The organism is Kribbella sp. NPDC050470 (genome assembly GCF_044458365.1).
GTDB lineage: Bacteria > Actinomycetota > Actinomycetes > Propionibacteriales > Kribbellaceae > Kribbella.
In genome coordinates, this window is record NZ_JBITHV010000018.1 from 96,970 (window position 1) to 123,798 (window position 26,829).

General features: G+C 68.8%; 32 protein-coding genes and 1 pseudogene. 19 read left to right on the forward strand and 14 right to left on the reverse strand.

Annotation, left to right across the window (positions count from 1 at the left end; translation table 11 throughout):
- Positions 1-12 precede the first annotated feature (12 nt).
- A complete protein-coding gene (gene prfB, locus ACIBGM_RS41755) occupies positions 13-1,134 on the forward strand; it encodes a peptide chain release factor 2 (RefSeq protein ID WP_360524458.1) in 1,122 nt (373 codons plus the stop codon).
- On the forward strand, positions 1,118-1,891 hold the full coding sequence (locus tag ACIBGM_RS41760) for a pentapeptide repeat-containing protein (protein WP_396388698.1): 774 nt from the start codon (positions 1,118-1,120) through the stop codon (positions 1,889-1,891). Before prfB ends, ACIBGM_RS41760 begins: the two co-directional genes overlap by 17 nt.
- Here the strand turns inward: ACIBGM_RS41760 and ACIBGM_RS41765 are convergent.
- The 4 genes from ACIBGM_RS41765 to ACIBGM_RS41780 form a co-directional block, all read right to left on the reverse strand.
- Positions 1,869-2,354 (reverse strand): hypothetical protein, encoded by a 486-nt coding sequence (locus ACIBGM_RS41765; RefSeq protein WP_396388699.1) that lies wholly within the window; start codon positions 2,352-2,354, stop codon positions 1,869-1,871. The genes ACIBGM_RS41760 and ACIBGM_RS41765 overlap by 23 nt on opposite strands.
- A 24-nt stretch (positions 2,355-2,378) precedes the next feature.
- On the reverse strand, positions 2,379-2,747 hold the full coding sequence (locus ACIBGM_RS41770; protein WP_396388700.1) for a hypothetical protein: 369 nt from the start codon (positions 2,745-2,747) through the stop codon (positions 2,379-2,381).
- 63 nt (positions 2,748-2,810) lie between these two features.
- The gene (locus ACIBGM_RS41775; protein ID WP_396388701.1) at positions 2,811-4,334 is read right to left on the reverse strand and encodes a cellulase family glycosylhydrolase; all 1,524 of its coding nucleotides are present in this window, start codon (positions 4,332-4,334) and stop codon (positions 2,811-2,813) included.
- Positions 4,335-4,483: 149 nt separating this feature from the next.
- Positions 4,484-5,392 carry a LysR family transcriptional regulator gene (locus ACIBGM_RS41780; RefSeq protein WP_360524440.1) on the reverse strand — a complete coding sequence of 303 codons (909 nt, stop codon included), beginning with the start codon at positions 5,390-5,392 and terminating at the stop codon, positions 4,484-4,486.
- 73 nt (positions 5,393-5,465) lie between these two features.
- Here ACIBGM_RS41780 and ACIBGM_RS41785 point away from each other — a divergent pair, with 73 nt between their 5' ends.
- The gene (locus tag ACIBGM_RS41785) at positions 5,466-6,368 is read left to right on the forward strand and encodes an EamA family transporter (RefSeq protein WP_396388702.1); all 903 of its coding nucleotides are present in this window, start codon (positions 5,466-5,468) and stop codon (positions 6,366-6,368) included.
- On the opposite strand, the gene ACIBGM_RS41790 is transcribed toward ACIBGM_RS41785, so the two are convergent.
- The gene (locus tag ACIBGM_RS41790) at positions 6,354-6,989 is read right to left on the reverse strand and encodes a flavin reductase family protein (protein WP_360524434.1); all 636 of its coding nucleotides are present in this window, start codon (positions 6,987-6,989) and stop codon (positions 6,354-6,356) included. The two genes, ACIBGM_RS41785 and ACIBGM_RS41790, sit on opposite strands and share 15 nt — an antisense overlap.
- Positions 6,990-7,022: 33 nt before the next feature.
- Between ACIBGM_RS41790 and ACIBGM_RS41795 the strand changes: the two genes are divergently transcribed.
- Both ACIBGM_RS41795 and ACIBGM_RS41800 read left to right on the forward strand, forming a co-directional pair.
- Positions 7,023-8,120 carry a serpin family protein gene (locus ACIBGM_RS41795; RefSeq protein WP_396388703.1) on the forward strand — a complete coding sequence of 366 codons (1,098 nt, stop codon included), beginning with the start codon at positions 7,023-7,025 and terminating at the stop codon, positions 8,118-8,120.
- Between the two features lie 16 nt (positions 8,121-8,136).
- Complete coding sequence (locus tag ACIBGM_RS41800) at positions 8,137-9,240, forward strand: serpin family protein (protein WP_396388704.1); 1,104 nt, start codon at positions 8,137-8,139, stop codon at positions 9,238-9,240.
- On the opposite strand, the gene ACIBGM_RS41805 is transcribed toward ACIBGM_RS41800, so the two are convergent.
- On the reverse strand, positions 9,224-9,928 hold the full coding sequence (locus tag ACIBGM_RS41805; protein WP_396388705.1) for a TIGR03943 family putative permease subunit: 705 nt from the start codon (positions 9,926-9,928) through the stop codon (positions 9,224-9,226). The two genes, ACIBGM_RS41800 and ACIBGM_RS41805, sit on opposite strands and share 17 nt — an antisense overlap.
- The gene (locus ACIBGM_RS41810; RefSeq protein ID WP_360524422.1) at positions 9,925-10,950 is read right to left on the reverse strand and encodes a permease; all 1,026 of its coding nucleotides are present in this window, start codon (positions 10,948-10,950) and stop codon (positions 9,925-9,927) included. The genes ACIBGM_RS41805 and ACIBGM_RS41810 overlap by 4 nt, the downstream gene beginning before the upstream one ends.
- A gap of 195 nt (positions 10,951-11,145) precedes the next feature.
- On the opposite strand from ACIBGM_RS41810, the gene ACIBGM_RS41815 reads away from it, so the two are divergent.
- A complete protein-coding gene (locus ACIBGM_RS41815) occupies positions 11,146-12,333 on the forward strand; it encodes a serpin family protein (RefSeq protein ID WP_396388706.1) in 1,188 nt (395 codons plus the stop codon).
- Here ACIBGM_RS41815 and ACIBGM_RS41820 read toward each other — a convergent pair.
- Both ACIBGM_RS41820 and ACIBGM_RS41825 read right to left on the reverse strand, forming a co-directional pair.
- Positions 12,314-12,862 carry a TetR/AcrR family transcriptional regulator gene (locus ACIBGM_RS41820; RefSeq protein ID WP_396388707.1) on the reverse strand — a complete coding sequence of 183 codons (549 nt, stop codon included), beginning with the start codon at positions 12,860-12,862 and terminating at the stop codon, positions 12,314-12,316. The two genes, ACIBGM_RS41815 and ACIBGM_RS41820, sit on opposite strands and share 20 nt — an antisense overlap.
- A gap of 66 nt (positions 12,863-12,928) precedes the next feature.
- Entirely contained in the window at positions 12,929-13,348 is a 420-nt protein-coding gene (locus ACIBGM_RS41825) for an SRPBCC family protein (protein ID WP_360524413.1), read from the reverse strand.
- Positions 13,349-13,444: 96 nt separating this feature from the next.
- On the opposite strand from ACIBGM_RS41825, the gene ACIBGM_RS41830 reads away from it, so the two are divergent.
- The gene (locus ACIBGM_RS41830) at positions 13,445-13,639 is read left to right on the forward strand and encodes a hypothetical protein (RefSeq protein ID WP_360524410.1); all 195 of its coding nucleotides are present in this window, start codon (positions 13,445-13,447) and stop codon (positions 13,637-13,639) included.
- Between the two features lie 14 nt (positions 13,640-13,653).
- A complete protein-coding gene (locus ACIBGM_RS41835; RefSeq protein WP_360524407.1) occupies positions 13,654-13,854 on the forward strand; it encodes a hypothetical protein in 201 nt (66 codons plus the stop codon).
- 37 nt (positions 13,855-13,891) lie between these two features.
- On the opposite strand, the gene ACIBGM_RS41840 is transcribed toward ACIBGM_RS41835, so the two are convergent.
- Positions 13,892-14,083, reverse strand: coding sequence for a hypothetical protein (locus ACIBGM_RS41840; protein WP_360524404.1), 192 nt, complete (start codon positions 14,081-14,083; stop codon positions 13,892-13,894).
- A gap of 61 nt (positions 14,084-14,144) precedes the next feature.
- Here ACIBGM_RS41840 and ACIBGM_RS41845 point away from each other — a divergent pair, with 61 nt between their 5' ends.
- From ACIBGM_RS41845 to ACIBGM_RS41855, 3 genes are read left to right on the forward strand one after another with little or no spacing between them, the layout of a single operon-like run.
- Positions 14,145-14,987: a nitrilase-related carbon-nitrogen hydrolase gene (locus ACIBGM_RS41845; protein WP_396353262.1), complete on the forward strand. Its 843-nt coding sequence runs from the start codon at positions 14,145-14,147 to the stop codon at positions 14,985-14,987.
- A 34-nt stretch (positions 14,988-15,021) separates the two neighbouring features.
- Positions 15,022-16,425 (forward strand): dihydropyrimidinase, encoded by a 1,404-nt coding sequence (hydA, locus tag ACIBGM_RS41850; protein ID WP_360524398.1) that lies wholly within the window; start codon positions 15,022-15,024, stop codon positions 16,423-16,425.
- A gap of 13 nt (positions 16,426-16,438) precedes the next feature.
- On the forward strand, positions 16,439-17,431 hold the full coding sequence (locus ACIBGM_RS41855; RefSeq protein ID WP_360524395.1) for a TIGR03842 family LLM class F420-dependent oxidoreductase: 993 nt from the start codon (positions 16,439-16,441) through the stop codon (positions 17,429-17,431).
- Here ACIBGM_RS41855 and ACIBGM_RS41860 read toward each other — a convergent pair.
- On the reverse strand, positions 17,415-17,954 hold the full coding sequence (locus tag ACIBGM_RS41860) for a winged helix-turn-helix transcriptional regulator (protein ID WP_396388708.1): 540 nt from the start codon (positions 17,952-17,954) through the stop codon (positions 17,415-17,417). The two genes, ACIBGM_RS41855 and ACIBGM_RS41860, sit on opposite strands and share 17 nt — an antisense overlap.
- A gap of 29 nt (positions 17,955-17,983) precedes the next feature.
- Here ACIBGM_RS41860 and ACIBGM_RS41865 point away from each other — a divergent pair, with 29 nt between their 5' ends.
- Positions 17,984-18,376 carry a VOC family protein gene (locus ACIBGM_RS41865; protein ID WP_396388709.1) on the forward strand — a complete coding sequence of 131 codons (393 nt, stop codon included), beginning with the start codon at positions 17,984-17,986 and terminating at the stop codon, positions 18,374-18,376.
- Complete coding sequence (locus ACIBGM_RS41870; RefSeq protein ID WP_396388710.1) at positions 18,373-18,717, forward strand: YciI family protein; 345 nt, start codon at positions 18,373-18,375, stop codon at positions 18,715-18,717. Before ACIBGM_RS41865 ends, ACIBGM_RS41870 begins: the two co-directional genes overlap by 4 nt.
- On the opposite strand, the gene ACIBGM_RS41875 is transcribed toward ACIBGM_RS41870, so the two are convergent.
- Positions 18,693-19,103 carry a cytidine deaminase family protein gene (locus ACIBGM_RS41875; RefSeq protein ID WP_396388711.1) on the reverse strand — a complete coding sequence of 137 codons (411 nt, stop codon included), beginning with the start codon at positions 19,101-19,103 and terminating at the stop codon, positions 18,693-18,695. The genes ACIBGM_RS41870 and ACIBGM_RS41875 overlap by 25 nt on opposite strands.
- A 22-nt stretch (positions 19,104-19,125) precedes the next feature.
- Positions 19,126-20,403: an ABC transporter substrate-binding protein gene (locus tag ACIBGM_RS41880; RefSeq protein WP_396388712.1), complete on the reverse strand. Its 1,278-nt coding sequence runs from the start codon at positions 20,401-20,403 to the stop codon at positions 19,126-19,128.
- A 730-nt stretch (positions 20,404-21,133) separates the two neighbouring features.
- On the opposite strand from ACIBGM_RS41880, the pseudogene ACIBGM_RS41885 reads away from it, so the two are divergent.
- Positions 21,134-21,697: pseudogene (locus ACIBGM_RS41885) on the forward strand (MFS transporter); the annotation flags it as partial.
- Positions 21,698-21,727: 30 nt separating this feature from the next.
- Here the strand turns inward: ACIBGM_RS41885 and ACIBGM_RS41890 are convergent.
- Entirely contained in the window at positions 21,728-22,774 is a 1,047-nt protein-coding gene (locus ACIBGM_RS41890) for a PfkB family carbohydrate kinase (protein ID WP_360524380.1), read from the reverse strand.
- 126 nt (positions 22,775-22,900) lie between these two features.
- On the opposite strand from ACIBGM_RS41890, the gene ACIBGM_RS41895 reads away from it, so the two are divergent.
- The 5 genes from ACIBGM_RS41895 (at position 22,901) to ACIBGM_RS41915 (ending at position 26,829) form a co-directional block, all read left to right on the forward strand.
- On the forward strand, positions 22,901-23,287 hold the full coding sequence (locus ACIBGM_RS41895; protein WP_396388713.1) for a hypothetical protein: 387 nt from the start codon (positions 22,901-22,903) through the stop codon (positions 23,285-23,287).
- Entirely contained in the window at positions 23,280-23,444 is a 165-nt protein-coding gene (locus ACIBGM_RS41900) for a hypothetical protein (protein ID WP_360524374.1), read from the forward strand. The genes ACIBGM_RS41895 and ACIBGM_RS41900 overlap by 8 nt, the downstream gene beginning before the upstream one ends.
- A 272-nt stretch (positions 23,445-23,716) precedes the next feature.
- The gene (gene ftsE, locus ACIBGM_RS41905; RefSeq protein ID WP_132325159.1) at positions 23,717-24,406 is read left to right on the forward strand and encodes a cell division ATP-binding protein FtsE; all 690 of its coding nucleotides are present in this window, start codon (positions 23,717-23,719) and stop codon (positions 24,404-24,406) included.
- 20 nt (positions 24,407-24,426) lie between these two features.
- Positions 24,427-25,338 (forward strand): permease-like cell division protein FtsX, encoded by a 912-nt coding sequence (gene ftsX, locus ACIBGM_RS41910; RefSeq protein WP_360524370.1) that lies wholly within the window; start codon positions 24,427-24,429, stop codon positions 25,336-25,338.
- 60 nt (positions 25,339-25,398) lie between these two features.
- The gene (locus ACIBGM_RS41915) at positions 25,399-26,829 is read left to right on the forward strand and encodes a M23 family metallopeptidase (RefSeq protein ID WP_396388714.1); all 1,431 of its coding nucleotides are present in this window, start codon (positions 25,399-25,401) and stop codon (positions 26,827-26,829) included.

The following is a 26,829-nucleotide window of genomic DNA, read 5'->3' on the forward strand; positions in this document are numbered from 1 at the left end:
GTCTGCTTGGTTGTGGCTGGACTGGATTTTGACGCTGAGCTCAAGCAGCTCGACGCGACGCTGACCTCGATCGAGAAGGTGCTCGATCTCGACGCCCTGCGCAAAGAGATCGCCGACCTCGGCGAGCAGGTCGCCGCGCCCGACCTGTGGGACGACCAGGCGAACGCGCAGAAGGTGACCTCGCGGCTGTCCAGCCTGCAGGCCGACCTGGAGCGGGTGACCGCGCTGCGCAGCCGGATCGACGACCTCGACGTGCTGGTCGAGCTGGGCCGCGAGGAGAACGACGCGGACAGCCTGGCCGAGGCCGAGAAGGAGATCGGCTCGCTGGCCAAGGCGATCCAGTCCCTGGAGGTCCGCACGCTGCTGTCCGGTGAGTACGACGAGCGCGAGGCGCTGGTCACGATCCGTTCCGGCGCGGGCGGTGTGGACGCGGCGGACTTCGCCGAGATGCTCCAGCGGATGTACCTGCGCTGGGCCGAGCGGCACGGATACGGCACCGAGGTCTACGACACGTCGTACGCCGAAGAGGCCGGGATCAAGTCGACCACGTTCGCGGTCAAGGCGCCGTACGCCTACGGCACGCTGAGTGTGGAGTCGGGCACGCACCGGCTGGTCCGGATCTCGCCGTTCGACAACCAGGGCCGCCGGCAGACCTCGTTCGCCGCGGTCGAGGTGGTCCCGGTGCTGGAGCAGACCGACGAGATCGACGTCCCCGAGGAAGAGCTGCGGATCGACGTGTACCGGTCGTCCGGTCCGGGTGGCCAGAGCGTCAACACCACCGACTCCGCGGTCCGGATCACCCACATCCCGACCGGGACCGTGGTGTCCTGCCAGAACGAGAAGTCCCAGCTGCAGAACAAGGCCAGCGCGATGGTCATCCTGAAGGCGAAGCTGCTCGCGCTGAAGAAGGCCGAGGAGCGGGCCCAGCTGGACGCGCTGCGCGGCGACGTGGCCGGCTCGTGGGGTGACCAGATGCGGTCGTACGTGCTGCACCCGTACCAGATGGTGAAGGACCTGCGGACGCAGTACGAGTCCGGCAACACCTCCGGTGTCTTCGACGGTGAGATCGACGAGTTCATCGAGGCCGGCATCCGCTGGCGCCGGACCGGCCAGACGGTTGCCGAGCAGAACTGACCTTCGGGCCGACTGCAGCAACTGCTTCGGCCTCTGCTGCGTCGCGCTGACGTTCAGCAAGTCGGCGGATTTCGCGATCGACAAGCCCGCCGGTGACCCGTGCCCGAATCTCAGCGAGGACTTCCGCTGCTCGATCCACAGCAAGCTGCGGCCCGCGGGCTTCCCGGGTTGCACCGTGTACGACTGCTTCGGCGCGGGCCAGGAGATCTCCCGCCGCGCGGGCAAGAGCTGGCGGGAGCAGCCGGGGCAGGAGATGTTCGCGGCCCTGCCCATCCTGCGCCAGCTCCACGAGCTGCTCTGGTACCTCACGGAAGCCCTTGAGTACAAGGTCTTTGAAGCAGACGTGCGTACGGCGATCGCCCGCCTCGAGGAGGTCCGTCGTACGGCGGACCTCACCACGGTCGACGTGGCCGCAGAACGCGCAGCCGTCAACGAGATCCTGCTGAAGACGAGCCAGCGCGTCCGCGGGAAGCAGAGCAAGAAGAAGGAACGCCGCGGCGCGGACCTGATCGGCGCCCGCCTCCGCGGCGCCGACCTGCGCAAGGCCAACCTGCGCGGCGCCTACCTGATCGGCGCCGACCTCCGCGACGCCGACCTCCGCCAGGCCGACCTGATCGGCGCCGACCTCCGCGACGCCGACCTCCGAGGCGCCGACCTCACCGGTGCGCTGTTCCTCACCCAGTCCCAACTCAACGCCGCCCGCGGCAATCACTCGACCATGCTGCCGACGGCAGTCACTCGCCCGTCGCACTGGTGACTGCCCGCCGGCGTGTCCGGACGAGCCGCCACCCACGCCATGCTCGCCATCCACGCCAACCTCGCCAGCTGAGGTAGCCGGCCGCTCCGAGGCCGAGCGCCGCAACGAACACCCACTCGTTCGAGTCGGACCCGTGGATCGACGGCCGGTCTGCCGTGCCGACGTACTGGGCAGGCACGTTCTCGCCGACCTCACCGGAGTCGCCTTCGAACGGCACGTCGGTCAGGCGAACCTTGCCGTCACTGCTCGTGAAGTCGCCGAAGGAGGTACAACCACCGCCCTTCGCCCACCATGGCCGGCACTCTTTGCGGATCGTGGTGAACGTGCCGGGGAGGCCTTCGTTGCGCGCTGCCCGCAGGCTGTCAGGGAGGTCGGCGACTGCGAGGCCGAGGAGGAACACAGCCATCACGAGATACATCAGGCTGAGTGCGGCAGAGCCGACCCTGGACAGCACGCGCCGCATGGGCGGATCTTACGTGACCGGCGGTCAGTCGCGTGTGTTGCGCAGTTGGTCGGTCACTGGGGTCATCAGGAGGGAGATCGCGGTGATGGTCAGGGCGGTGGCGCTGCTCGCGGGTGTCGGCGTCACCTGGTACACCTGGCTCGAGCAGGGTCGCGACATCAACGTGTCGGCGCAGGTGCTGGAGGCGGTCTCGAGCACGCTTGCACCCTCGACCGGCAGGAGCGTAACCACCTCTACACGCTGGCCGGCGTCAGGCTCGGCCCGGCGCCCGGCGAGTGCGTGGGCACTGCCCTGGGCGATCCAGAAGATGCTCGACGCCGTCTCGCCGTACCCGGCTGTCGTGCTGAACTCTCCGGCTACCGGGCCGCGCTCGCGGACCACTTGGGCGAGCACGACTGGACGAGGACACGGAGCCCAAGCTCCGTGCCCTCGTCGGTCCCAGCAGTTGAGGGGCGGTCAGCTGACTGGGATGCCCGGGTTGGTGAGCGCGCGGCCCCCGGTGACCGTGTTGCTGCGGTCGATGGTCACCTTGCAGGTGGAGGCGTTGTAGTTGGTGATGTTGAACGCGTACCGGCCGCTGCCGGTCGCGCCGGTCAGGTCCGACCTGTTGCCGCGGAACACCGTGCCGCAGCCCCAGCCGGACTGCTGGGTGTGGGTCTCGAAACCGTTGTTCGTGGTGTTCTTCCCGGTGTTGTTCTCGATCACGTAGTTGTTGCCCTTGACATCGATCCAGCTGTCGTCGTAGTTCGCGCCGGTCAGCCCGCGGCCGTCGAGCGTGATCGGCGCGGACGACGTGCCGGCGACCGTGGTCTTGAAGTTGCCGATGTAGGTGCCGTCGGCAAGCTTGATGGTGTCACCGGGCTTGGCGCTGGTCAGCGCGGACTTCAGCTCGGCCGCCGTGTCCACGTCGATCGTCCCCGCGGGGCTCTCGAAGGCGTCCGGGGTGCGGATCCGGTCCCGGACCCAGACGCCGGCCGGCTTCAGGACCGACGTACCGGTGAAGGTGTTGCCCGCGCAGACGTTCTGCTTGAAGACCGCGCCGGAGCGGAAGTCGTCGGAGAAGTTCCAGTTGGTCCAGCCGATCTTCTTGCTGGCCAGGAAGTCGAGGTACTTCTGCGACCAGGTGAAGTCGTTGCCGCCGTCACCGGTGTAGGTCTGGGTGCCGAACTCGGTGACGAACAGCGGGATCTTGTCCGCGGCCCGGGACAGGGCGTCGAAGTACTCCTGCTTGTGCGACGCCGCGTAGAAGTGGAACGTGTACATCAGGTTCGACGCATTCACCGGGTTGTTGACGATGTCGGTCTCGCTGCGGCCGTCGGAGACCCCGAGCGAGGCCCAGCCGTGGGTGCCGACGAAGATCACGCCGTCGGGGTCCTTGGCCCGGATCACCGGCACCATCTGCTCGGCGTACGACTTGATCCCGGCCCAGCTGACGTTGTTCGGCTCGTTGGCGATGTCGTAGATGATGTTGTTCTTGTTCTTGTGCCGGTCGGCGATCTCGGTGAAGAAGGTCCTGGCCCGGGACAGGTTGTAGTTCGGGTCGCCCGGGTCGAGCTGGTGCCAGTCGACCAGCGCGTACATCCCGCGCCGGGTCGCCTCCTCGATGTAGTTGTGCACCATGTCGGTGAACCTGCGCGGGTCGGTCTCGTAGCCGCCTTCCTGCACGTACAGCGAGATGCGCAGGATGTCGGCGTTCCAGTCGTAGGCGAGCGCGTCGAGGGACGCGGTCTTGACGCACTGGGAGTACCACTGGATGCCGTGCGTGCTCATGCCACGCAGCTGGACCGGCTGGCCGTGCTGGTTGCAGAGCTTGGTGCCGCAGACACGCAGCTGCCCGTTGATCGAGACCGGGGTGTCAGCGGCTGGTACGGCGTCCACGGGGACGACGGCCCTCGGTACGGCGGGGGCCGCGGACGCCGGCGTGGTCGGGAGAAGGGCTGATGCGGCCAGCAGAACGCCGGCCGCCAGGGAGCGGATCATGAACTGCCTCCTACTGCGTCGGGGCGGGGACGGAGCAAGGATGGTTAGGAAGGTTTCCTATTAGTTCACCGGAACGTAGCGTCTGGCGCGGAGCGCTGTCAACCGGTCGCGCGATGTGATCACAACCGATCACGGGTCACGCCCGCGGGTCAAGCGGTGGTTCGGTGCGGCCAGGTGGATTTCAGGGTGGCAAGCGTGACGGTGATGGCCGGGCGGCGGGAGGTGGTGGTGCGCCAGACGGCGTACAGGCGGCGGCTCGGGGCGGGTTGCAGCGGGATGACGACGACGCCGTCCGGGATCGCGCCCCGGCCGAGCCGGGGCAGCAGGCCGATGCCGATGCCGCGGGCAAGCATCGCGAGCTGGGTCTGGTACTCGGCGACCGAGTAGGCGACATCCGGCTCGACATCGGCCCGGCGCATCGTGCGCATCAGCCACTCGTGGCAGATCGAGCCGGCCGGCTGGCAGATCCAGCGCTCGCCGACCAGGTCCTCCGCCCGGACGAACTCCTTGCCGGCCAGCCGATGCGTCGCCGGGACCAGCACGTCCGCCGGGTCGGAGCCGAGCTTCACCCGCGACAACCCCTCGGGCAGGCTGAGCGGCGTGTTGTGCCAGTCGTGCACGACCGCGATGTCGAGCTCTCCACGGTTGACCGCGGCAACGGCTTCGAACGGATCCGTCTCCGTGACCCGGATGTCCAGCCCCGGATGCTCGTGCACCAACTGGGCCAACGCGTTCGGCAGCAGCCCGCGCGCGGCGGTCGGAAAGGCCGCCAGCCGCAGCGTCCCGATCGCCTGGCCGCGCTGCTCCTCCAGCGTCAGCTCGGCGTCCTCGACCAACTCGAGGATCCGCGCGGCGGTCGCGGCCAGCTGGACGGCGGCATCGGTGAGCACGATCCCGCGCCCACGCCGCTCGACCAGCACGGTCCGCGTCTCCCGCTCCAGCTTCGCCAGCTGCTGCGAGACCGCGGACGGCGTGTACCCGAGCACCTCGGCCGCGCGGTTGACCGACCCGTACTGCGACACGGCATGCAGCGCCCGGAGCCGGCCCAGATCGATCATGTAGCACTCCTACAGTGAACCCCGTACGAATCGGTGCTGGTCCTTAAGTGTAGTCCCACCAAGACTGGATCGTGTGAAACCTCGTGACCTGCTCCTCGCCCTGGCCATCGTCCTTGTCTGGGGTGTGAACTTCGTCGTCATCGAGGTCGCCCTGGAAAGCTTCCCGCCGCTGTTCTTCTCCGCGCTGCGGTTCTTCTTCGCCGCGGTCCCGGCGATCTTCCTGCTCGGCCGGCCGCCGGTACCGTGGCGCTACGTCATCGGCGTCGGGCTAGCCCTCGGTGTCGCCAAGTTCGGCCTGCTGTTCATCGCGATGGACCACGGCGTCCCGGCCGGGCTGGCGTCGCTGGTGCTGCAATGCCAGGTGATCTTCACGGTCCTGTTCGCGATCGCCGTACTGCGGGAACGGCCGCGGCCGGCGCAGATCGCCGGGATCACGATCGCGTGCGGCGGGATGGCGCTGATCATGCTGGACCGCGGGCTGTCCGCGCCGCTGGGCGCACTGTTCCTGGTGATCGTGGCCGGCGCCTCCTGGGGTGTCTCGAACACGATCACGCGCTACGCGAAGCCGCAGGACACGTTGCGCTTCATGATCTGGGTCAGCGCGGTGGCCGTCGTACCGCTGCTCGTGCTGTCGCTGCTCACCGAAGGGGTGGACGCCGACCTGCATGCCTTGGCAACGATCGACCTGACCGGGATCGGTGCCATCGGCTACCTCGCCTACGTCGCGACGCTGTTCGGCTTCGGCGTGTGGGGCTACCTGCTGCGCCAGTACGACGCCAGCACAGTGGCGCCGTTCTCGCTGCTGGTGCCCATCGTCGCGATGGCCGCAGCGTGGATGCTGCGCGGCGAGGAGGTCGGTGTGCAGCAGGCGATCGCGACGGTCCTGGTCATCGGCGGCATGGCCTGCACGGTCGTCCGCCGGACCCCGCGCAAGGCAGCGGAGTCCGGCGAGCAACTCGAGCTAGTGAGTCGGTAGCGCCATCGGCGGCATCTGCCAGCCGCGCGCCAGCGAGGACGCGTACGCCGGTGCGCCGCCGGCGAAGTACTCCGTGAACTTCATGATCAGCGGGTCCCAGCGCAGCGGGTCGATGTAGCGGTCGTTGCTCATCAGCAGGTCCTCGCGAACCTGCACCCGCTCGACCTTCATCTCCAGCGCGACCAGGTGTGAGTCCGGTCCGCCGATGTCGTGGATCGCCTCGATCCGGCCCTCCAGGTTGATCGGACTCTCCTGTACGGCGTCGACGTCGACCAGCGAACCCGGGTCCGGGGTCAGTCCGGCGGCGGCGAACTTGTCCGGCTCGTAGCGGTAGCCGCGAGCCCGCTTGGCGTCGGACATCTGCTGCGACCCGGTCAGCAGCGCGATGCGGTCGAGTGCCGCGACCATGGCCGGGTCGACCAGGTTGAGGATGCATTCCGGGCGCTCGGTGAGGTTCTTGACCGTCTGGGAGCTGGTGGCCATGCCGAGCATCGCGGTGTACCCGAGCCACCAGGCGGACGACATCGGGCCGAGGTTCGTGGTTCCGTCCGGGTTGCTGGAGCTGATCAGGACGACCGGTGTGCCGAAGTAGAGGACCTTGGGTTCAACAGTGCGCTTCACGAAGATGGAACGTCGATGGGCCAGGATGTGTGAGTGGACGCACGCCAAGTCAGTCGCCTGACCGCTCGCTGGATCGAGACGCTCTCCGGCGAGGACAGCACTGTCATCTCCGGGCTCGGCGTCCGGCCGCTGCTCGCGATCCTCGCCGAGCTGGCCGACGGCCCGGCCCGCGACGAACTGATCGAAGCGGCCGGCGGGCCGTACGGCGGTCTGCTGCAGACTCCCGAGCTCCGGATGGCCCTCGGGCTGTGGACCCGGCCGGAGATCCCGCTACAGCCCGGTGTGGACCGGCTGCTGCCGCCGGAGGTCCGCGGTCAGCTGACGGATCAGGAGGCCCTCGACGCCTGGGTGGTCGAACAGACCGGTGGTCTGTTGAAGCGGATGCCGATCCAGCTCAGCGACGATGTACTACTCGTGCTCGCCTCCGCGCTCGCGTTGCAGACCAAGTGGAGGCTGCCGTTCAACGAGTACCCGCGCGGTGACCGGCGCTGGCTCAGCCGCGCCGACCACGACCTCGACAGCCTCCAGGTGTACGACGGCCCGACCGGCCCGCTGACCGTGGTCACGGTCGTGGGGACAGGCGAGTTCGACGTACGACTCGTCGCAGGCGAGCCCGGTAGCGGGCGAGGCGCCGTACTGGCTGCTGCGCTTGAACTCACCGGTGACGGCGTGAGCGGGGCCGAGTTGCTGGCCGATGCGCCGTCCTCGCGGTGGAAGCGCCTGTTCTCGCGGGAGCGGCCGGCGCCGGCGGTCGAGGTGATCGACTCGATGTCGCCGGTGCCGACCGTGGTGCTGTCGATGCCGTACTTCGAGATCGACGCCGAGCACGACCTGCTCGAGCACCCCGAGGTGTTCGGCCTGACGTCGGCGATGGACACGTCGACCGGGCACTTCCCCGGGCTGAGTCCGTTCCCGCTCGCGGTCAGTCAGGCCAAGCAGGCCGTGATGGCGCGATTCTCCGCGACCGGCTTCGAGGCGGCCGCGGTCACCGCGATGGCGATGGCCGCCGGGTCCGCGCCGATGCCGGGCGGCAAGGCCCTGAAGGTGTCCCTGGACCAGCCCTTCGGCTTCATCGCCGTCCACCGCCCGACCGGGATCCCGGTCGTCGCGGGGTGGGTGAACTACTCCTAGGCGCGACCATGGAACCGTGGACGCTCACCAAGTCGGTCGGCTGACCGCACGCTGGATCGAGAAACTGCCCGGGGAAGACAGCACGGTCGTCTCCGGTCTCGGTGTCTGGCCCCTGCTCGCGATCCTCGCCGAGGTCGCCAACGAGCCCGCCCGCACCGAGCTCGCCGAGGCCGCCGGCGGCCCGTACGACGGCCTGCTGCAGACACCCGAACTCCGGATGGCCCTGGGGCTCTGGACCCGCGCGGGACTCCCGCTCCAGCCGGATCTCGACCACCTGATCCCGCCGGAGGTCCGTCGTACCCTGACCGACCAGGCCGCTTTGGACGACTGGGTGGCCGAACAGACCGGCGGTCTGCTCCAGCGCATGCCGATCGAGCTGACGACGGACCTGCTGCTGCTCCTCGCGTCCGCGCTCGCCCTGGAGATGGCGTGGGTCCGCCCGTTCCTGGACCGCTCGCACCCGGTGGGCGGTACGCAGAGGCGCTGGTTGAGCCGCTCGGATCCCGATCTGGACACGATCGGCCGGTTCGACACCGCCGCCGGTCCGCTGACCATCGTGACCGTGCGAGGCACCGGCGAGTTCGACGTCCGGCTGTCTGTCGGTCAACCTGACCGCCCGCGGGCAGCGGTACTAGCTGCCGCTCTCCAGTTGACCGGCGAGGGCGTCGGGGCTGCAGACCTGTTCCAAGGGGTGCAGGCGCCCGCGGTGACGGTGATCGAGACGACCACGCCCGAACCGACCGTGCAGCTCTCCCTGCCGTACTTCGAGATCACCGCAACGCACAATCTGCTGGAGCAAGCGGAGACGTTCGGACTGGCGACCGCAACGGACGGTAGGAGGGGACACTTCCCCGGTCTGAGCCCGGTGCCGTTGAGCGTGTCGGACGCGAAGCAAGCAGTCATGGCGGAGTTCTCGGCGCGCGGCTTCAAGGCGGCCGCCGTCACCGCGGTCGCGATGGCACTGTCCCGAAAGGCATTGGTCGGCCGGGCGTTGTTCGTGCAGCTCGACCGGCCCTTCGGCTTCATCGCAGTCCACCGCCCGACGGGCATTCCGGTGGTCGCCGGGTGGGTGGCGGCCGACGCCTACCGGGAGGCCGTACGACCTACTCGTAGGGGTTAGCCGGTGCGGTCACCGGGCTGACCGTCTCGACCGTGAGGGCGGCGACGTCGCCGTCGGCGCGTTTGGTCGGCTCGGCCCACTGGCCGGTGACGGTCACCCACTGGTTCTTCGGTGGGGCGGCCTGGCCGCGCGCCTCGACCATGAACGCCGTACCGTCGGCGACGCAACAGGTCAGGCCGATGCGGGTCACGTACCAGGTGCCGTTCTTCGCCGGGGTGACGAAGCCGGTCAGCTGGAACGCGCGGCCCTTCATGCTCTCCTTCTCCCACACCGCCCAGACCGCGTAGTCGCGGACCGCGAGCGCCACCGGGGCGTTGCCCTGGGAGTTGTTCGACAGCCACGAGTTGCTCTTCGGATCAGCCGGTTTGGCCGCGACCGGAGACTGCCGCTGCGCCGCGTCCGCGCCGAGCGCCGGCGGGTCGACGACGAGCAACGCGAAGATCGGGATCAGCAGCAGCCAGGCCGCCTGAGGCAGACCGTGATGGCCATGCCCGTCGTCCACCGGCTTCTTCTTCCGCGTGTCCGCGAGTACGTCGAACACCGCGAGCGCGATCAGGATCAGCCCGGCCGCCAGCAACATCCAGCGCATCCCCGGCTTCACGTACCGCAGATAGGTGTTCGACGTCGCCAGTTGCACCACTGCGGCCCCGACGAACACGATCACCAGACCGGCAACGTTGCGCTTCACAGCAACCACCACCCCACGAGGAGACTGGCCAGGATTGCGACCACGAAGGTGGCCGGGGCGAACCGGGCGGCGAACCTCGGGCCGAAGGTTCCGGTCTGCAGGGCGATCAGCTTCACGTCGACGATCGGCCCGACCACCATGAAGGCGAGCCGCGCGGTCAGCGAGAACTGCGTCAGGCTGGCCGCCACGAACGCGTCCGCCTCGGAGCAGATCGCCAGCAGTACGGCGAGCAGCCCGAGCACGACCACGGACAGCAGCAGGTTGCCGGCCACGTGGTCGAGCCAGCTCCGCGGTACGACGACGTTCAGCGTGGCCGCCGCGGCCGCGCCGATGACCAGGAACCCGCCCGCGTGCAGGAAGTCGTGCAGCATCGCGGACCGGAACACGTCGAACTTGCCGGTGCCCTCCGCGTGCCGGTTCTTCGGCATCCGCAGCCACGACGCGCCCTTGCCGGTCGCCAGGAACAGCCAGCCGAGGATCATCGACACCCCGAGCGACGTCACCGCGCGAGCGACCACCACCTTCGGCTGCCCCGGGAACGCGACCGCGGTCGACGCGAGGACCACCGGATTGATCGCCGGCGCGGACAGCAGGAACGCGAGCGCCGCCGCCGGTGTGACCCCGCGGCTCATCAACGCCGCCGACACCGGCACCGACGCACACTCACAGCCCGGCAATACGACGCCCGACGCGCTGGCGACCGGTACGGCGAGGGCCGGGTGCTTGGGCAGTGCCTTCGCGAAGAACGACGCCGGGATGAACGCGGTCAGCGCGGCCGACAGCAGCACGCCGAGGACCAGGAACGGCATCGCCTGGACGGTGACCCCGACGAACATCGTCGCCCAGGTCCGGATCCCGTCGTCGGTGAACCAGCCGGCGAAGATCTTCCGCCCGAAGAGGGCCAGCACGACCAGCAGGACCAGCGTTGCGGTGAACGCGATCGAGGAGCCGGTGGACTCCTTGTTTTCCGCGTCAGGCGGCGGCGAGTCGACGGGGGGCGGGGCGGTCGGATTGGCCGTCATGGGCGGCATACTGACACACGCAGTGCGTCTGAACGAGGACTCACCGCACCTGCGAAATGAAAATCAGCGTCATTCCGGCAAATACTTGCGGACCTCCAGGCCATCACAATCGCCGCGCTCGCGCAGCCGCCCGCGGAGCGGGCCGGCGATCCGGGAATTGTGATGGCCCTGGCGTCCGCGTGGCAGGGTGGACGTATGGACACCGATGTGGTGCGCGCAGTGAACGACCTCACCGCCCGCTGGGCTCGCGAGCTCCCGCAGGGCAACACCGTGGCGTCGGGTCTCGGCCTGTGGCCGCTGCTCGCGATCCTCGCGACCGCCGCCGACGAACCAGGCCGCGCCGAGCTGGCCGCGGCCGCCGGGGTGGACGCTTCGGCAGGCTCCCAGCAGGCGCTCGAGCTGGTCCAGGCGATCGACGGCTCCGACGACCTGCACGCGGCGCTCGGCGTCTGGGTGAGCGAGCAACTGAAGCTCGCCGAGTCGTTCGACACCGTGATGCCGGCGCCGCTGGTCGGCGCCCTCACCGGCAACGCGTCCGTCGACAAGCCGAAGCTCGACGCCTGGGCCGCCGAGCACACCGACAACCTGATCCGCGAGATGCCGATCCAGGTCACCCCCGACCTGATGCTGGTCCTCGCGTCGGCGCTGTCGCTCAAGACCACCTGGGCCGCACCGTTCAAGGAGATGGTCCGGCGCTTCTACGACGGTCCCTGGTCCGGCGGTTCCTGGCGCTGGCTGGAGCGCGTCGACGGCGACCTGGACGCCGTACGGCGGTATGAGCACCCGGGTGCGGCGTGGTTGACGGTGGTCACGGTTCCTGGCGACGCGGATGTCGACGTGCTCCTGGGCATCGGGCAGCCGCAGGTGCCGCGGGCCGACGTGCTGGCTGCGTTGATCGAAACAGCTGCCCAGCCCACGGACGGCGTGCCGGGCTCCCAGCTGATCTTGCAGGGGGAGCCGGGATCTGACGTCGCGCCTGGCGTGACGGTCGGGGAGACCACTGCGCCGAGGGCGGATCTGAAGCTGTCGCTGCCGTCGTTCAACGTCGAGGCCGAGCACGACCTGCTGGAGTTGAGCGAGCTGTTCGGGCTGGGCGCAGTGACGACGGATCCTGGCGCGCACGGTCACTTCAGCGCGATCAGCCCGACGCCGCTCGCGGTCGGGCAGGCGAAGCAGAAGGTGCTGGCGCGGTTCTTCGCGACCGGGTTCGAGGCCGCGGCGGTGACGGCTGTCGGCTTGATGCGGACCGCGATGCCGACGAACCAGGCTCGCCGGCTCGAGGTGACGCTGGACCGGCCGTTCGGGTTCGTCGCCGTACTGCGGGAGTCGCGGCTGCCGATCGTGGCCGGCTGGGTCGAGACGCCTACCGAGCCGGGAGACTGAACAGCCGGTTGAGCAGCGCGGACGCCTCGTCGACCGCGTCCCGGTCGCCGGTCAGCAGCAGGTCGAACAGCAGACCGCGGGAGGCGGCCAGGCCCAGCCGCGCGTACGACGGTGCTTGCTCGGGCGGAATGCCCGCCCGCACACACAGCTCGATGACCGGTGGCAGCCAGACGTTGATCAGATCCGCCTTGAGCGCGGCGGTATGCGGCCGGTCCTGCATGGCGTGCGCGCTCAGCTCGAAGAACAGCGGTCCATAGATCAGCGTCGCCTCGGTGACGCGACGCCAGAACAGGTCGGCCTGCTCCTCCAGCGGCAGGTCGAGCGCCATCACCTCGGCCAGCAGGTCGCGTTGCTGCTGCTCCACGGTGCGAACCACCTCGGCCAGCAACCCCTCGCGGGAGCCGAAGTGGTAGATCAGCATCCGGTGGCTGGTGCCGATCGAGGTCGCGATACTCCGTAGGCTCGCGTCGCCGATGCCGTTCTTCGCAAAATGCTCGACGGCATCGACGAGCAGGCTGTGACGACTCACCCGCGTCCTCGCTTCGCTGCGGGCGCGGCTGAGTCGTCTGCGACGCTGTGCCTTCCGGTGAACTCGCTACGCTCGTTCACTGACCTGCTTCAGTTTCTCGGTCTCGGTGGCGATGTAGCGGCGGGTCAGGCCGGCGTACAGCTTGCCGAAGAGCCAGCCGAGCGGGCCCTCCTGGATGATCGTGGCCGTCGCGACCGTGCCCTCCGGGGTGCTGATCACCCGGTGACCGCCGGTGGTCTTGATCCCGGGAGCCTTCGAGACCCACTCGAAGTACTCGCCCTCCTTGAGCTCGGTCACCTCCCAGACCGCGACCGGGAGCTTCGGCTGCCGGATCCGGGTCTTGGACCCGACGTGGATGCGGCCCTCGTCGAGCCGCTCGACCGACTCGACCGTCGGAGTCCACTCAGGCCACCGCTCGACGTCGCTGAACACCTGCCACACCCGCTCGGGCGGGGCCTGGATCGTGCTGGAATGATCGAAGCGCATGTACCAAATGGTACACCCTCGGGAAGTTGACGGTGCAGGGATATCGGGCGGGCCGCTGGAAGGCCGTGGTCGGGCCTGCCGGTAGGGTCTGGGGCCATGGCTGACCAGAACGTCCCGCAGAACGTCGAGAACGAGCAGGACCCGGGCGCGAACACCCAGATGTTCCGGGCCTTCGTCAACGAGGGCCAGGCCGAGGCGACCACCGAGCCGAAACTCAACGGCCGGGCGCTGGCCTTCGTCGGCGCCGCCGTGGTCCTGATCGCCGTCATCGCCGCAATCACCGTCCTCTGACTTGACCCTCTGACTTGACCCAGCTCCACGTCGAGGTCGTCCGGGTCTTCACCGACCCCGATGGCCGCTTCGGCAACCCCTTGGGCATCGTCGACGGCGCCGCCGTCCAGCCTGGCGACCGGCAGCGCGTGGCCGCCGGTGACATCCCGGTCACGCGCGATGGCCACCTCGTCTCCGTCCGTGCCGACGCCCGCCATAGGTGTCGTCGAGGATGAGGCCACCGGGTCCGCCGTGACTCAGCTGACCGCTCAACTATCTCGGGATCTGCTGGTCGTCCAAGGCGCCGGCTCGCACCTGCACACCACCTGGCAGCCGCCGGTTCACGCCACCGTCGGTGGTCGCGACCCAGTAGCAGTTGATCGCGGCGTACGCGCGGGGTCGGGTGCTGCCTGCCGAGTCCCGCAGCATCACGATCTGACGGGTTTTCCACAACCGCTCCGACATCCGTTGACTGTCGTGGGTTGACGGATGGAGCATGGGTGCTCGGCTAGTGGTGGGAGGGCTGATGTCGGAGGTTGTGCGGGCTGCGTTGGTGCAGACGTCGTGGACCGGGGACAAGGAGTCCATGATCAAGGCCCACGAGGAGTACGCGCGGCAGGCCGCCGCGCAGGGTGCGCGGGTGATCTGCTTCCAGGAGCTGTTCTACGGCCCCTATTTCTGCCAGTTGCAGGATGCCAAGTTCTACGAGTACGCCGAGGCGGTGCCAGGCCCGACGACCGAGCGGTTCGCCGCGCTGGCCAAGGAGCTCGGCATGGTCATGGTGCTCCCGGTCTACGAGCAGGAGCAGCCGGGCGTGCTCTACAACACGGCGGCCGTGATCGATGCTGACGGCAAGTACCTGGGCAAGTACCGGAAGAACCACATCCCGCAGGTGAAGGGGTTCTGGGAGAAGTTCTACTTCCGCCCTGGCAACCTCGGCTACCCGGTGTTCGACACCGCGGTCGGCCGGATCGGGGTCTACATCTGCTACGACCGGCACTTCCCGGAGGGCTGGCGGGCGCTCGGGCTGGCCGGGGCGAAGATCGTGTTCAACCCGTCCGCGACCCACCGCGGGCTGTCGTCGTACCTGTGGAAGCTGGAGCAACCCGCCTCGGCGGTGGCCAACGAGTACTTCATCGGCGCGATCAACCGGGTCGGGATCGAGTCCGACTTCGGCGAGAACGACTTCTACGGCACGTCGTACTTCGTCGATCCCGAGGGCAAGTTCGTCGGCGAGACCGGGCACGACCACGACCCGGAGCTGGTCGTCCGGGACCTGGACCTCGGCCTGCTGGACACGGTCCGGGACCGCTGGCAGTTCTACCGCGACCGCCGCCCGGACGCGTACGGCGACCTGACCAAGCCGTAAATCTGCACAGGCCGTCTCGAAGGGGAGTACGGAGATGTTGCTGGTCAAGGGTGGGACCGTCGTCGGGCCGACCGGGACGCAGGTCGCCGACGTGCTGGTCGAGGGCGAGAAGATCGTCGCGTTGCTGGACCCGGCGTTCAGCCAGACGATCACGCCGGACGAGGTGGTCGATGCCACCGGCAAGTACGTGATCCCGGGCGGAATCGACGCGCACACGCACATGGAGCTGCCGTTCGGCGGCACCGCGGCGAGTGACACCTTCGACACCGGCACCCGGGCCGCGGCCTGGGGCGGGACCACGACCATCATCGACTTCGCCGTCCAGCGGACCGGCGAGGTGGTCCAGGACGGGCTGGCAGCCTGGCACGCGAAGGCCGACGGCAACTGCCACATCGACTACGCGTTCCACATGATCCTCGGCGGCGTCGACGACGACTCGCTGAAGGCGATGGACCAGCTGGTCACGGACGAGGGCGTGACCAGTTTCAAGCTGTTCATGGCCTACCCGGGCGTCTTCTACTCCGACGACGGCCAGATCCTGCGGGCGATGCAGACCGCCCGGGACAACGGCGCGATGATCATGATGCATGCCGAGAACGGCATCGCGATCGACGTGCTCGTGCAACAGGCGATCGCCCGCGGCGAGACCGACCCGATCTACCACGGCATCACCCGGCCGTCCGCGCTCGAGGCGGAGGCGACGAACCGCGCGATCGCGCTCGCCGAGGTCGCCCGGGACTGCCCGCTCTACATCGTCCACCTGTCCGCCAGCCAGGCGCTGGAACACGTCGCCGAGGCGCGGGACGCGGGGCGGAACGTGTTCGCCGAGACCTGCCCGCAGTACCTGTACCTCACCCTCGAGGACCAGCTCGGCGCGCCCGGCTTCGAGGGGGCGAAGTGGGTCTGCTCGACCCCGCTGCGGAGCAAGCACGAGTCGCACGCGAAGGACCTGTGGAAAGGCCTGCGGAGCAACGACCTGGCGATCGTGTCGACCGACCACTGCCCGTTCTGCATGAAGGACCAGAAGGAGCTCGGCCTCGGCGACTTCTCCAAGATCCCGAACGGAATCGGCGGCGTCGAGCACCGGGTCGACCTGATCTACCAAGGCGTGGTGGACGGCCAGCTGTCGCTGGAGCGCTGGGTGGAGACGATCGCGACCACGCCGGCCCGGATGTTCGGGCTGTACCCGCAGAAGGGGATCGTCGCCCCGGGCTCGGACGCGGACCTGGTCGTCTACGACCCGAACGCGACCACCCGGATCAGCGTCGACACCCACCACATGAACATGGACTACTCGGCGTACGAAGGGGTCGAGATCAAGGGCCGGGTGGGCACGGTGATCTCGCGCGGCGAGGTGATCGTGGCCGACGGCAACTACCATGGCCACAAGGGCCGGGGGAAGTACCTCCAACGCGGCCTGTCGTCGTACTTGATGTAAAGGGGGGAGCGCCGTGGACTTCGGAGTGGTGTTCCAGTGTGATCCGCCGGCGTCCGCGGTCGTGGACCTGGCACGCAAGGCCGAGGAGGCGGGGTTCGGCTACGTCTGGACGTTCGACTCGCACCTGCTTTGGCAGGAGCCGTTCGTCATCTACAGCCAGATCCTGGCCACCACCGAACGGGTGATCGTCGGGCCGATGGTGACCAACCCGGGGACCCGGGACTGGACCGTGATCGCGTCCCAGTTCGCCACCCTGAACGAGATGTTCGGGAACCGGACGATCTGCGGGATCGGCCGCGGCGACTCCGCCCTGCGCACGCTCGGCGCCAAACCGGGGACCGTCGACGAGATGAAGCAGTGCGTGGACGTGGTCCGCGCGCTGGCCCGCGGCGAAACGGTCGAGTACCGCGGCCAGCAGCTCAAGTTCGCCTGGGTCGAGAACGGCGCTCTGGACGTCTGGGTGGCGGCGTACGGTCCGAAGGCGCTGGCCGCGACCGGCCAGGTCGGCGACGGCTACATCCTGCAGCTCGCCGACCCGGACATCGCCGAGTGGATGATCGCAGCGGTACGGCGTTCCGCCGAGGAAGCCGGCCGGGATCCGGCGGCGATCAAGTTCTGCGTCGCGGCCCCGGCGTACGTCGGGGAGGACCTCGAGCACCAGCGCGAGCAGACCCGGTGGTTCGGCGGGATGGTCGGCAACCACGTGGCCGACATCGTCGCGCGCTACGGGACGTCGGGCGCTGTGCCGAAAGCGCTGACCGACTACATCGAGGGCCGCAAGGGCTACGACTACGCCCAGCACGGCCGGGCGGGCAACACCCACACGGACTTCGTCCCGGACGAGGTCGTGGACCGGTTCTGCATCCTCGGGCCGGTGGACAACCACCTGGCGCGGCTGTCGGAGCTCAAGTCGCTCGGGGTGGACCAGTTCGCGGTCTACCTCCAGCACGACGCGAAGGAAGAGACGCTGGCGGCGTACGGCAAGGACATCATTCCGGCGTTCTGAGTCGCTCGGCCGCCTGCGCCATGCGGGTCGCCGGCTGCGTTGCGCCGTACAGGGTTGCCGGTGGGTAGTCGGTCGTGACAGTTCGGGTGACCAGGCCGGCTGCCTCGAGGTCCTTGAGGGCGAGGGTGAGGGCGCGGTTCGTCGTACCCGGGAGGCTGTTGCCGAGCTCGGAGAAGCGGCGGGGCCGGTCGCCGAGGGCGGTGAGGATCGGCAGCGACCATTTGCGGAGGCCGACGTCCGTGGCGTCCAGTTCGCGGAGGAGGTCGGTCAGGGCGGCGGCGGGTTCGCCGAGGCGTGCGCCCGTGTCGGTGAGCAGGTACTCCGGCCGCAGCGGGTGGCCGTAGCCGGGGTTGCGCCGGATCAGGCCGTCGGCCTCCAGGAACGCGATCGTGCGTCGGAGCGACTCGCGACTGACCCCGAGGCCGTGGACCAGGTTCACGAAGCGGCCGCCGCGGCCGCGGTGCAGCTCGGCGATCACCGGGACGTTCCACCGGAGGTGGACCAGGCGGGCGAGCGTTGACACGAAAGTAAGCTTAGTATAAAAACAGGACTATGAGTGGATCGCCAGAGGTGTCGACTGCGATCGAGTACGACGGCAGGGCCGTCTGCGCGCTGGACGTCTCCGACCTGGAGCGCTCACTGAAGTGGTACCGGGAGGCCCTCGGGTTCGTGGTGGTGCACCGGCTCGACAGCTGGGGCTGGGCCGAGCTGACGACGCCGCTGCCCGGTATCAACATCGGCATCGGCCAGGTCGAGCAGCCGCAGACCGAGGGCGGGACGGTGATCACCTTCGGGGTGCGCGACATCGACGCCGCCCGGCGGCACCTGGAGTCGCTCGGCACCCGCTTCGACGGCGAGACCCGGCTGGTAGACGGCGAGGTCCGGCTGGCCACCTTCTACGACCCGGACGGGAACACGTTCATGCTGTCCGAGCGGGTGAAGTGAGCACGCCGCCACGGCCGGGGATGGAGAGCCTGTCGCTCATCCTGCTCCGGCGCCCACCGAACCCGCCTGACCTGACCGACGACGAGATGGACAGGATCCAGCAGGCCCACCTCGACTTCCTGGACGACCTCCGCGCCGCCGGCGTGATGGGCGCAGCAGGCCCCTTCCGAGACCACGACGACGTCTCCCTGCGCGGCCTCTGCGTCTACCGCACCAACCTCGACGAGGCCCGCCAACACGCCGCCACCGACCCCGCCGTACAAGCCGGAATCCTCACCGCAGAACCTCTGACCTGGTGGTTCCGCGAGGGCGAGATTCAGGTGGTCGGGGTCCAGCGGTAGGACTCGGGGAGTAGGTCGGTGATCAGGACCGAGCCGACGCCTTCCGCGGTGGGCAGGATGACGCGGATTGTCGGGTGGTAGTCGAGCAGGACCTGGCGATCCCGGCCGCAGGGGGCGCAGACGCCGCGGCCTTCGTTGCCGACAGCCACGATCGTGGTGAGTTCGCGGGCGCCTTCGGCTCGGGCGCGGCCGAGGGCGACGAGCTCCGCGCAGGGGCCGCCGGTGAAGTGGTACAGGTTGATCCCGGCGTACATCCGCCCGTCCACGCCTCGTACGGCGGCGCCCATCGTGTAGACCCCGTCCGGCCCGTCGGTGTTCGCGTCGACGGTACGGCGGGCGAGCTCGATCAGCTCGCGGTCCGTGTCGGTCAATGCCTGCACGATCATTCGCTGATACCGACCTTTCGACTCATCCGGTGATGCGTTTGAGCTCGGACTCCACGACGGACTTGACCGCCTTGAGCTCGGTGGCCGGATCCGATCCGCTGCGGATGATCCGGTTGAGGGCGTCGGAGTACGCCGTACCAGATTTCGGCGACCACAGCAGCGGCGTCTGCGCGTGCCCATTCTCGTTGACGAACCTGACCGCGTCGGCGGCCGGGCCCTCCTGCAGCTTCTCCGCCCTAACGGCCAGGCTCTTGCGGGCCGGGATGTGGAAGCCGTACGACTGGGCGAAGTCGAGCTGCTTGTCGGTCTGGTCGACCCACAGCCACCTGACGAACTTCTTCGCTGCGTCAACGTCCTTCGACTTCGCGTTGACCACCGAGCTGAACGCGCCGACCGGGACGCTCGGAGCGCCGGTGGTCGCGCTCAGCTTCGGCCAGGGGAGTACGCCGAAGTCGTCGCCGAACGCCTTCTGGATCGCCGGCAGCGTCCACAGGCCGGTGAACTGCATCGCGGTCAGGCCCTGGGTGAACGCGGACGGGTCGGACCAGTCGGTCGGTGCCCCGAGCAACAGGCTCTTCGAGGTGAACAGCTCGCGCAGCTTACGGAGCGACTCGACGGCGGCCGGGTCGTCGAACCCGAACTGGTTGTCCTCGGTCAGGTAGTCCAGCCCGGCCGACCACAGCGCCGGTCCGCCGAGGATGCTGACGCCACCGTCGTTGCCGACGAACAGGCCCTTCACCTTGTCGTTGGTGAGCGTCTTCGCGGCCGCGAGCAGCTCGTCTACGGTCTGCGGCGGCTGGACGCCGGCCGCGCTGAGCAAGCTCTTGCGGTAGACGAGCAGCTGCATGTCGGTGACCTGCGGGATCGCGTACAGCTTGCCCTGATACGTGCAGCGGGCGAGCAGCGACGGCGTGAAGTCCGCCTTGGTGGCGTCGTCGAGCAGATCGGTCAGGTCGACCACCTGGTTGCCCTTGATCATGTCGATGGTCGGGCCGTTGACGTACTCGAACACGTCCGGGCCCTGGTCGGTCAGCAGCGTGGCCGCGGTCTTCTTGTCGTAGTCGCCGGGTGACCACTGCACGGTCACGGTCGCGTCCGGGTACTCCTTCGCGTACCGGTCGACAGCCTGCTGCGTGCCGGCCTCGCCGTACTGGTGGTACCACTGCGCCAACGCCGGCTTACCCCCGGACGCGCTACCTGACGACTCGCGCCCGGTGTTCGACCCGCATCCGTCGACCGCCATCGCCGCCAGTGCGCCGCCCATCGCCAACAGCCGTCGCCTGGTGACCCCAGCACCCACCATCCCGCCGTACCTCCGTCTCCGCGCGGTCCCACAGCCCGCGCTCCGAAGACACTACGACTCCGAGGGCTCCTCGGCCGGGGTATGCTCTCCGGCATGTTCGCTCCCCGTGACTAGAGACGGCTCCCGCGTTCACGCGGTCGAGCCCACCTCCTCCCTGTCTCTTAGGAGCGTTCTCTTGTCCGGCACAGCTCGTGCCGGGAGCTACCGCGAAGTGCTGTCCTTGCCGTCGGCGTTGCGCACCTTCGTGCCGGCGCTGCTCGGGCGGCTGTCGTACGGTCTGCTCCCGTTGTCTCTGCTTTTCACTGTCCAAGAGTCCACCGACTCGTTCGGCGCGGCCGGCGCGGCGGTCGCGCTGTTCGGACTCACCTCGTTGTCCATGCCCTACAAGGCACGGCTCGTCGACCGCTTCAGCCAGCGCCGAGTGCTCCCGGTCCTCGCCATCGGTTGCGCCGTCGCGCTGGTGCTCGTCGCCAGTACGACGACCAACCTGGCGCTGGTCGCTCTGGCTGGTCTCCTCGCACCTCCGCTCGGGCCGTCGATGCGGTCGAACTGGAGGTTGCTGACCGAAGGATCGGCCCTCAAGGAGAGGGCCTACGCGTTGGACGCGGTCTGCGAGGAGTCGCTGTTCCTCGGCGGTCCGCTGCTGGTCGGCGTACTGATCAACGTCGTCTCCGCACCCGCTGCGCTCGGCTGCTCTGCCGGCCTGATGGTCGTCGGCACGCTCGCCATGGTGACCAGTCCAGTCACCGTGCACACCGCAGCGCCTCCTGCAACGCGCCAACTCCTGGGCCCGCTCGTCATCCCGGGGCTGCGAAGGATCCTGCTGGTCATCGCGGCCACGGCCGCCGGGATCAGCGTCGCGTACGTGTGCGTGGCCGGAGTCGCTCAGCGCAGCGGTAGTCCGGGCGCGGCCGGGTACGTCGAAGCCGCGATCGCAGCCGGGAGCGTCGTCGGCGGGCTCCTCTGGGGCCGTCGCCTGCACACCCGGCCGTGGTCCGCTCAGCTCGGCGGGCTGATCGCCGTACTGGCTGCCGGACTGTTGACGGCCTCGCTCGCGAGCAACCTGGTCCTGCTCGGGCTGGTGATGGCGGCCACGGGCGTCGCTGTGGCGCCGCTCTTCGTGGTGTCGTACCTGGCTGCCGACACGGTCACACCGTCGTACCAGCGCACCGAAGCCAGCACCTGGATCAACACCGCCAACAACCTCGGCAGCTCGGTCGGCTCGGCGCTCGCGGGGCTGACGCTCGACCGGACGGCGCCGTCCCACGGCTTCCTGGGCGGCGGAGTCCTCCTTGCCCTGGTCGCCGTGACGGTCTGGTGGTCAGGCGTCCGACAGACGGGCGATGGTGGCGGAGGCTCGGCGGACGATCGGGACCGGGCCTTCGGGGAGGACGTCACCGATGAAGTTGTAGTGGGCAAGCACTTCGGGGGCGACGCCGCCGGGGCGGTGCCGGCTGTGGTCGCGGACCCAGTCGATGATGTCGCCCCAGCCCGGGGCGGCGAGCGAGCCGCCGAAGTGCTGGACCGAGAGGCCGGCGCACAGGTTGCCGAACGCGAGCCGATGCGCAAGCGGCCAGCCGCGGAGCGTGCCGAGGACGAGTGAGGCGAGGAAGACGTCGCCGGCGCCGGTCGGGTCGTAGGAGCGGACCGGCAGCGCCGGCACCTGCTCCTCCTCGCCGGTGGTCGCGTCGATCGCCAGCACACCGTCCGCGCCGTTCGTCACCACCGCCAGCGGTACCCGCTCGGCGAGCTTGTGCAGCGCGGCCTTCGGCGTGTCGGTCCGGGTGTACGCCATCGCCTCGCTCGCGTTCGGCGTGAACGCGTGGAAGCCCTCGAGGACATCGAGTACGGCGGGGGACCACTGGTCGGTCGGGTCCCAGCCGACGTCGCCGAACAGCAGCGCGCCGGACCGCATCGCGTCGATCGTCCAGCCCGGCAGTTCGTCCTCGACCGGGACGATCGCCGAGCGGGTGTTCAGGCCCGGGCCGACCAGCTTGCTCGGGTCGCCGGGCGCCTCGTGCGCGTGGGTCACCATCGCGCGGTCCCGGTCGAGCGACATCGAGACGGTGACGGGGGAGTGCCAGTGCCCGATCCGGCGGGAGTGGGACAGGTCCACGCCCTCCTGGTCGGCCAGGGTCCGCCAGCAGAAGTCGGCGTACACGTCGTCGCCGAACACCGACGCCAGGCCGGTCTTCAGGCCCAGCCGGCTGGCGGCGATGGCGAAATTCGCGACGCCGCCGGGGCAGGAACCCATCCCCTCGGCGAAGATCTCGGTCCCGGTGGCCGGGGCGGACTCCAGACCGGTCAGCACGATGTCGAGGAACACGGTCCCCTGCACGAACACGTCGTAGCGGTCCGGCTCGTCCATCTCAGTGACACTGCTCCTTGTCAGACTTTGGCGGTTCTTGTCGGTCGCGGGTGGAATGCTTCCTTTCGTAACATCTTCGGCCGGTCAACTCCATGGGATTGGGAGGTCGCGCATGAGCGGCTGGGTGTGTCCGTGATACCTACCTGGATCTCGGTGGTCGGCGTGGTGGTGACCGTGCTGAGCCCGTTCCTGGCTCTCGGTGGCGTCGTGCTCGGCGCGTACCTGATCCGCAAGTCCGACCGCGAGCTGGACGTCTGGCGGCACCGCGAGGAGACGATGCGGATGGTCCGGTGGGCGGTCGAGCAGATTCTCGAAGGGACCGACTCCGGGACGGACGCCGGCGTCGTCACGCTCCGCTCACTGATGCGGTCGGAGCTGTTACAGCCGGAGGACTACGACCTGGTCGCCGCGCTGACCGCGTCCGTTGCGATCGACCGCGTCGGTCAGGCCGCGTACGCTGATATTGCGGAGTCCGACACCGAGGTCGTCGAGGGAGTCAGTGCCAATGGCTGAGAAGAAGACCGTCAAGGTCTCGCGCCAGGCCGTCGAGTTGGCCCGGCTGCACGTCGAGGCAGCCCGCAGAGCCGGCCGCAAACCCGAGCCCGGCCTGGCCCGCATCGCCGACGCCCGCCCCGACAACGGCAACGACACCGCCCCAGCCCCCGCCTGACCTGTGGATAACTCCACCGTCGAACCGGTGGAAACGGATAGGCTCAAGCAGGAAGAACAGGGGCGGGCAGCATCGGCGCCGAAGCAGCCGGTAGCCGTTCGTAACGCCCTGGTAGTGCACCGGGTATCGGACGGCGCCGTACGGTGCGGCATGCCTGGTCGGCGGCACGCCCGGGACCACCTAGACTGACCTGCGGCCGCTCCGGTGGCGTACGGTCTCCTGGTGGTTACCGATGCGCCGCTCCCTGTTCCCGACCACGGCCGGATGATCCCGTGATCCGCTTCGAGAATGTGTCAAAGACGTACGAGGGCCAGTCCAAGGCCGCTCTGCTGAACGTCAACGTCGAGATCGAGAAGGGCGAGTTCGTCTTCCTCGTCGGCACCTCCGGGTCCGGCAAGTCGACGTTCCTGCGCCTGGTCCTGCGTGAGCACCGGTCGTCCAAGGGCCACATCATGGTGGCCGGCAAGGACCTGAACCGGCTGGCCAGCTGGCGGATCCCGCAGATGCGCCGCCAGATCGGCACCGTCTTCCAGGACTTCCGGCTGCTGCCGAACAAGACCGTCGCCGAGAACGTGGCGTTCGCGCTGCAGGTGATCGGCAAGCCGCGCTCGCACATCCGCAAGACGGTCCCCGAGGTCCTCGAGCTGGTCGGCCTGGACGGCAAGGAGGACCGCCTCCCCGACGAGCTGTCCGGCGGTGAGCAGCAGCGGGTCGCGATCGCCCGGGCGTTCGTGAACCGGCCGATGATCCTGATCGCCGACGAGCCCACCGGAAACCTCGACCCCGGCACGTCGGTCGGCATCATGAAGCTGCTGGACCGGATCAACCGCACCGGGACGACGGTCGTGATGGCCACCCACGACGTGTCCATCGTCGACCAGATGCGCAAGCGCGTGATCGAGCTGGAGAACGGTCATGTCGTCCGCGACGAGTCGCGCGGCGTCTACGGCTACCAGCACTGAGAAGCAGGGACTACTGACTGATGCGCTTGAACTACATCCTCTCCGACCTCGGCATCGGCCTGAAGCGGAACCTGTCGATGACGATTGCGGTCGTCGTCACCATCTGGGTCTCGCTGTCACTGTTCGGCAGCGCGCTGCTGGCCCGCGAGCAGGTCGAGCTGATGAAGGGGAACTGGTACGACAAGATCCAGATCTCGGTCTTCCTCTGCACCAAGGACTCCGGCGGCCGCGGCTGCTCGGGCGCCGAGGTGACCCAGGAGCAGAAGAACCGGATCCGGCAGGTGATCGAGTCGAACCCGGACACCGCGCCGGACGGCGTCTTCGGCGAGTCGAAGAAGGAAGCGTTCGAGCAGTTCAAGAAGCTCTACAAGGACTCGCCGATCGTCAGCACGGTCACCGAGGACCAGATGCAGGAGTCCTTCCGGGTCAAGCTGAAGGATCCGCAGCGCTACCAGAACCTGGTCAGCGCGGTCGCGGGCCTGCCCGGAGTCGACACCGTCCAGGACCTGAGGCAGTACCTGGATCCGTTGTTCAAGGCGCTGAACGGCTTGCAAGTCGGCGCGCTGGTGGCCGCGGCGCTGCTGCTGGTCGCCGCGCTGATGCAGATCTCGAACACCATCCGGCTGGCGGCGTACGCCCGTAGACGTGAGATAGGCATCATGCGCCTGGTGGGCGCCTCGAACTTCTATATCCAGCTACCGTTCTTGTTAGAAGCGGTGCTGGCCGCGCTGATCGGCGCGATCCTTGCCTGCGGCACCTTGTGGGTTGGGGTGTACTTCGTGGTCATGCAGCGGGCCCAGGAGACGTTCCGGGTCTGGCAGTGGGTCGGCGCCACCGAAACGTTCCGCGCCACGCTCATCATGGTCGTGGTCGGACTGGTGCTCGCCGTGGTCCCGACATTCCTGACAACGCGGAAATACCTCAAAGTCTGACCCGGGTGACTTATCGTGCTTCGGTAGCACGACAACTCAACCCAGAGCAAGGGGTCGACTGTGGTCCCGCACTTCCCCGGTGCGAACCCGCGTGAGCGGGGGAGCATCAAGCGAGACGACAGCAGCGGCACCCCCGCGAAGCCACGCCTGCGCCTCCGCACGAGGGCGCCAGGCCGGCCGACGGTCGTCGCCGCTTGCTGCCTTGTCCTGTCCCTGTCCGCCGGCGCCCTGGCGGTGGTTCCGTCTGCCCAGGCGGACCCACCCGACCCGGCCGCCAAGAAGAAGCAGCTCGACTCGCAGATCGACCAGTCCAAGGCCGATCTCGCGCACGCCTCCGACCAGCTCGGCAAGTCCGTCGTCGCCTACAACCAGGCGGACGCGCGGTACAAGGCCGTCCAGGCCCGGTACGCCGTTGCCCAGGGCAAACTCGCGGCCGCGAAAGCCGCCGATGCGGTGGCCGCGGGCAAGCTCCGGGCCGCCGAGCGGGCGCTCCGGTCGGCGGTCGCCGCCGTCGAGGCGGGCGAGCGGCTGATCGCCGAGAAGCGGGCGGTGGCGGGTCGCGCCGTACGGTCGGCGTACCAGCAGCAGAACAGCCTGGTCGGGCTGTCGATCGCGCTCCGCGGCGCGTCGCCGGCCGACATCGCCACCGGGATGCAGGTCCAGCGCAACGTGTTCGGCATCCAGGGCAACGCGATCACCAACCTGAACAACGCGCAGGCCCAGCTCGCCAGCCGGCGGGTCAAGGTCGCCGCCGCGGAGAAGGCAGCCGAGGAGGCCCGCGCCGAGGCGGCTCGCACCGTGCGGCAGGTGGCCGCGCTGACCAAGCAGGTCGCCGCCGACAAGGCCGAGGCCGCCGCGGTCGCGCAGGTCAAGCTGGTCGCGTTCAAGGCCGCCGAGAAGGAGAAGAACTCCGAGCAGGCGCAGTACAACGCCCTGGTCCGGGAGCGGAACCGGGTCGAGCAGATCCTGATCGCCCGCGCCCGCGCCGAGAAGGCCGCCGCGGCCCGCCGGAAGGCGGCCCGGGAGAAGGCCGAGCGGGAGAAGGCCCGTAAGGAAGGCCGCCCGCCGCGGGACGTCCCGGACGAGCCGAACGACAACGGGCGGCTCAGCTACCCGATCCGCAGCTACATCACCTCGCCGTTCGGGATGCGGTTCCACCCGGTCCTGCACTACTGGAAGCTGCACGACGGCACCGACTTCGGCGGCGGCTGCGGTACGCCGATCCGCGCGGCGGCCAGCGGGGTCGTCACGGACCGGTACTACAACGGCGGTTACGGGAACCGGCTGTTCATCTCGCACGGGGTGATCGACGGCTCCTCCATCACCACCGTCTACAACCACCTGTCCCGCTACAAGGCCCGCGTCGGCGAGCGCGTCTCCCGCGGCGAGATCATCGGGTACGTCGGCACCACCGGCTACTCGACGGGCTGCCACCTGCACTTCATGGTCTACGACGACGGGCGCGTGGTTAATCCCATGAAGTGGCTCTGA

Bases quoted from the DNA above. Each gene is read 5' to 3' on its own strand.
- ACIBGM_RS41765 (WP_396388699.1), bottom strand. From the start codon at position 2,354: ATGCGGCGCGTGCTGTCCAGGGTCGGCTCTGCCGCACTCAGCCTGATG.
- ACIBGM_RS41775 (WP_396388701.1), bottom strand. From the start codon at position 4,334: ATGATCCGCTCCCTGGCGGCCGGCGTTCTGCTGGCCGCATCAGCCCTT.
- ACIBGM_RS41780 (WP_360524440.1), bottom strand. From the start codon at position 5,392: ATGATCGATCTGGGCCGGCTCCGGGCGCTGCATGCCGTGTCGCAGTAC.
- ACIBGM_RS41810 (WP_360524422.1), bottom strand. From the start codon at position 10,950: ATGACGGCCAATCCGACCGCCCCGCCCCCCGTCGACTCGCCGCCGCCT.
- ACIBGM_RS41815 (WP_396388706.1), top strand. From the start codon at position 11,146: ATGGACACCGATGTGGTGCGCGCAGTGAACGACCTCACCGCCCGCTGG.
- ACIBGM_RS41825 (WP_360524413.1), bottom strand. From the start codon at position 13,348: ATGCGCTTCGATCATTCCAGCACGATCCAGGCCCCGCCCGAGCGGGTG.
- ACIBGM_RS41830 (WP_360524410.1), top strand. From the start codon at position 13,445: ATGGCTGACCAGAACGTCCCGCAGAACGTCGAGAACGAGCAGGACCCG.
- ACIBGM_RS41840 (WP_360524404.1), bottom strand. From the start codon at position 14,083: ATGTCGGAGCGGTTGTGGAAAACCCGTCAGATCGTGATGCTGCGGGAC.
- ACIBGM_RS41845 (WP_396353262.1), top strand. From the start codon at position 14,145: ATGTCGGAGGTTGTGCGGGCTGCGTTGGTGCAGACGTCGTGGACCGGG.
- hydA (WP_360524398.1), top strand. From the start codon at position 15,022: ATGTTGCTGGTCAAGGGTGGGACCGTCGTCGGGCCGACCGGGACGCAG.
- ACIBGM_RS41865 (WP_396388709.1), top strand. From the start codon at position 17,984: ATGAGTGGATCGCCAGAGGTGTCGACTGCGATCGAGTACGACGGCAGG.
- ACIBGM_RS41875 (WP_396388711.1), bottom strand. From the start codon at position 19,103: ATGATCGTGCAGGCATTGACCGACACGGACCGCGAGCTGATCGAGCTC.
- ACIBGM_RS41890 (WP_360524380.1), bottom strand. From the start codon at position 22,774: ATGGACGAGCCGGACCGCTACGACGTGTTCGTGCAGGGGACCGTGTTC.
- ACIBGM_RS41900 (WP_360524374.1), top strand. From the start codon at position 23,280: ATGGCTGAGAAGAAGACCGTCAAGGTCTCGCGCCAGGCCGTCGAGTTG.
- ftsX (WP_360524370.1), top strand. From the start codon at position 24,427: ATGCGCTTGAACTACATCCTCTCCGACCTCGGCATCGGCCTGAAGCGG.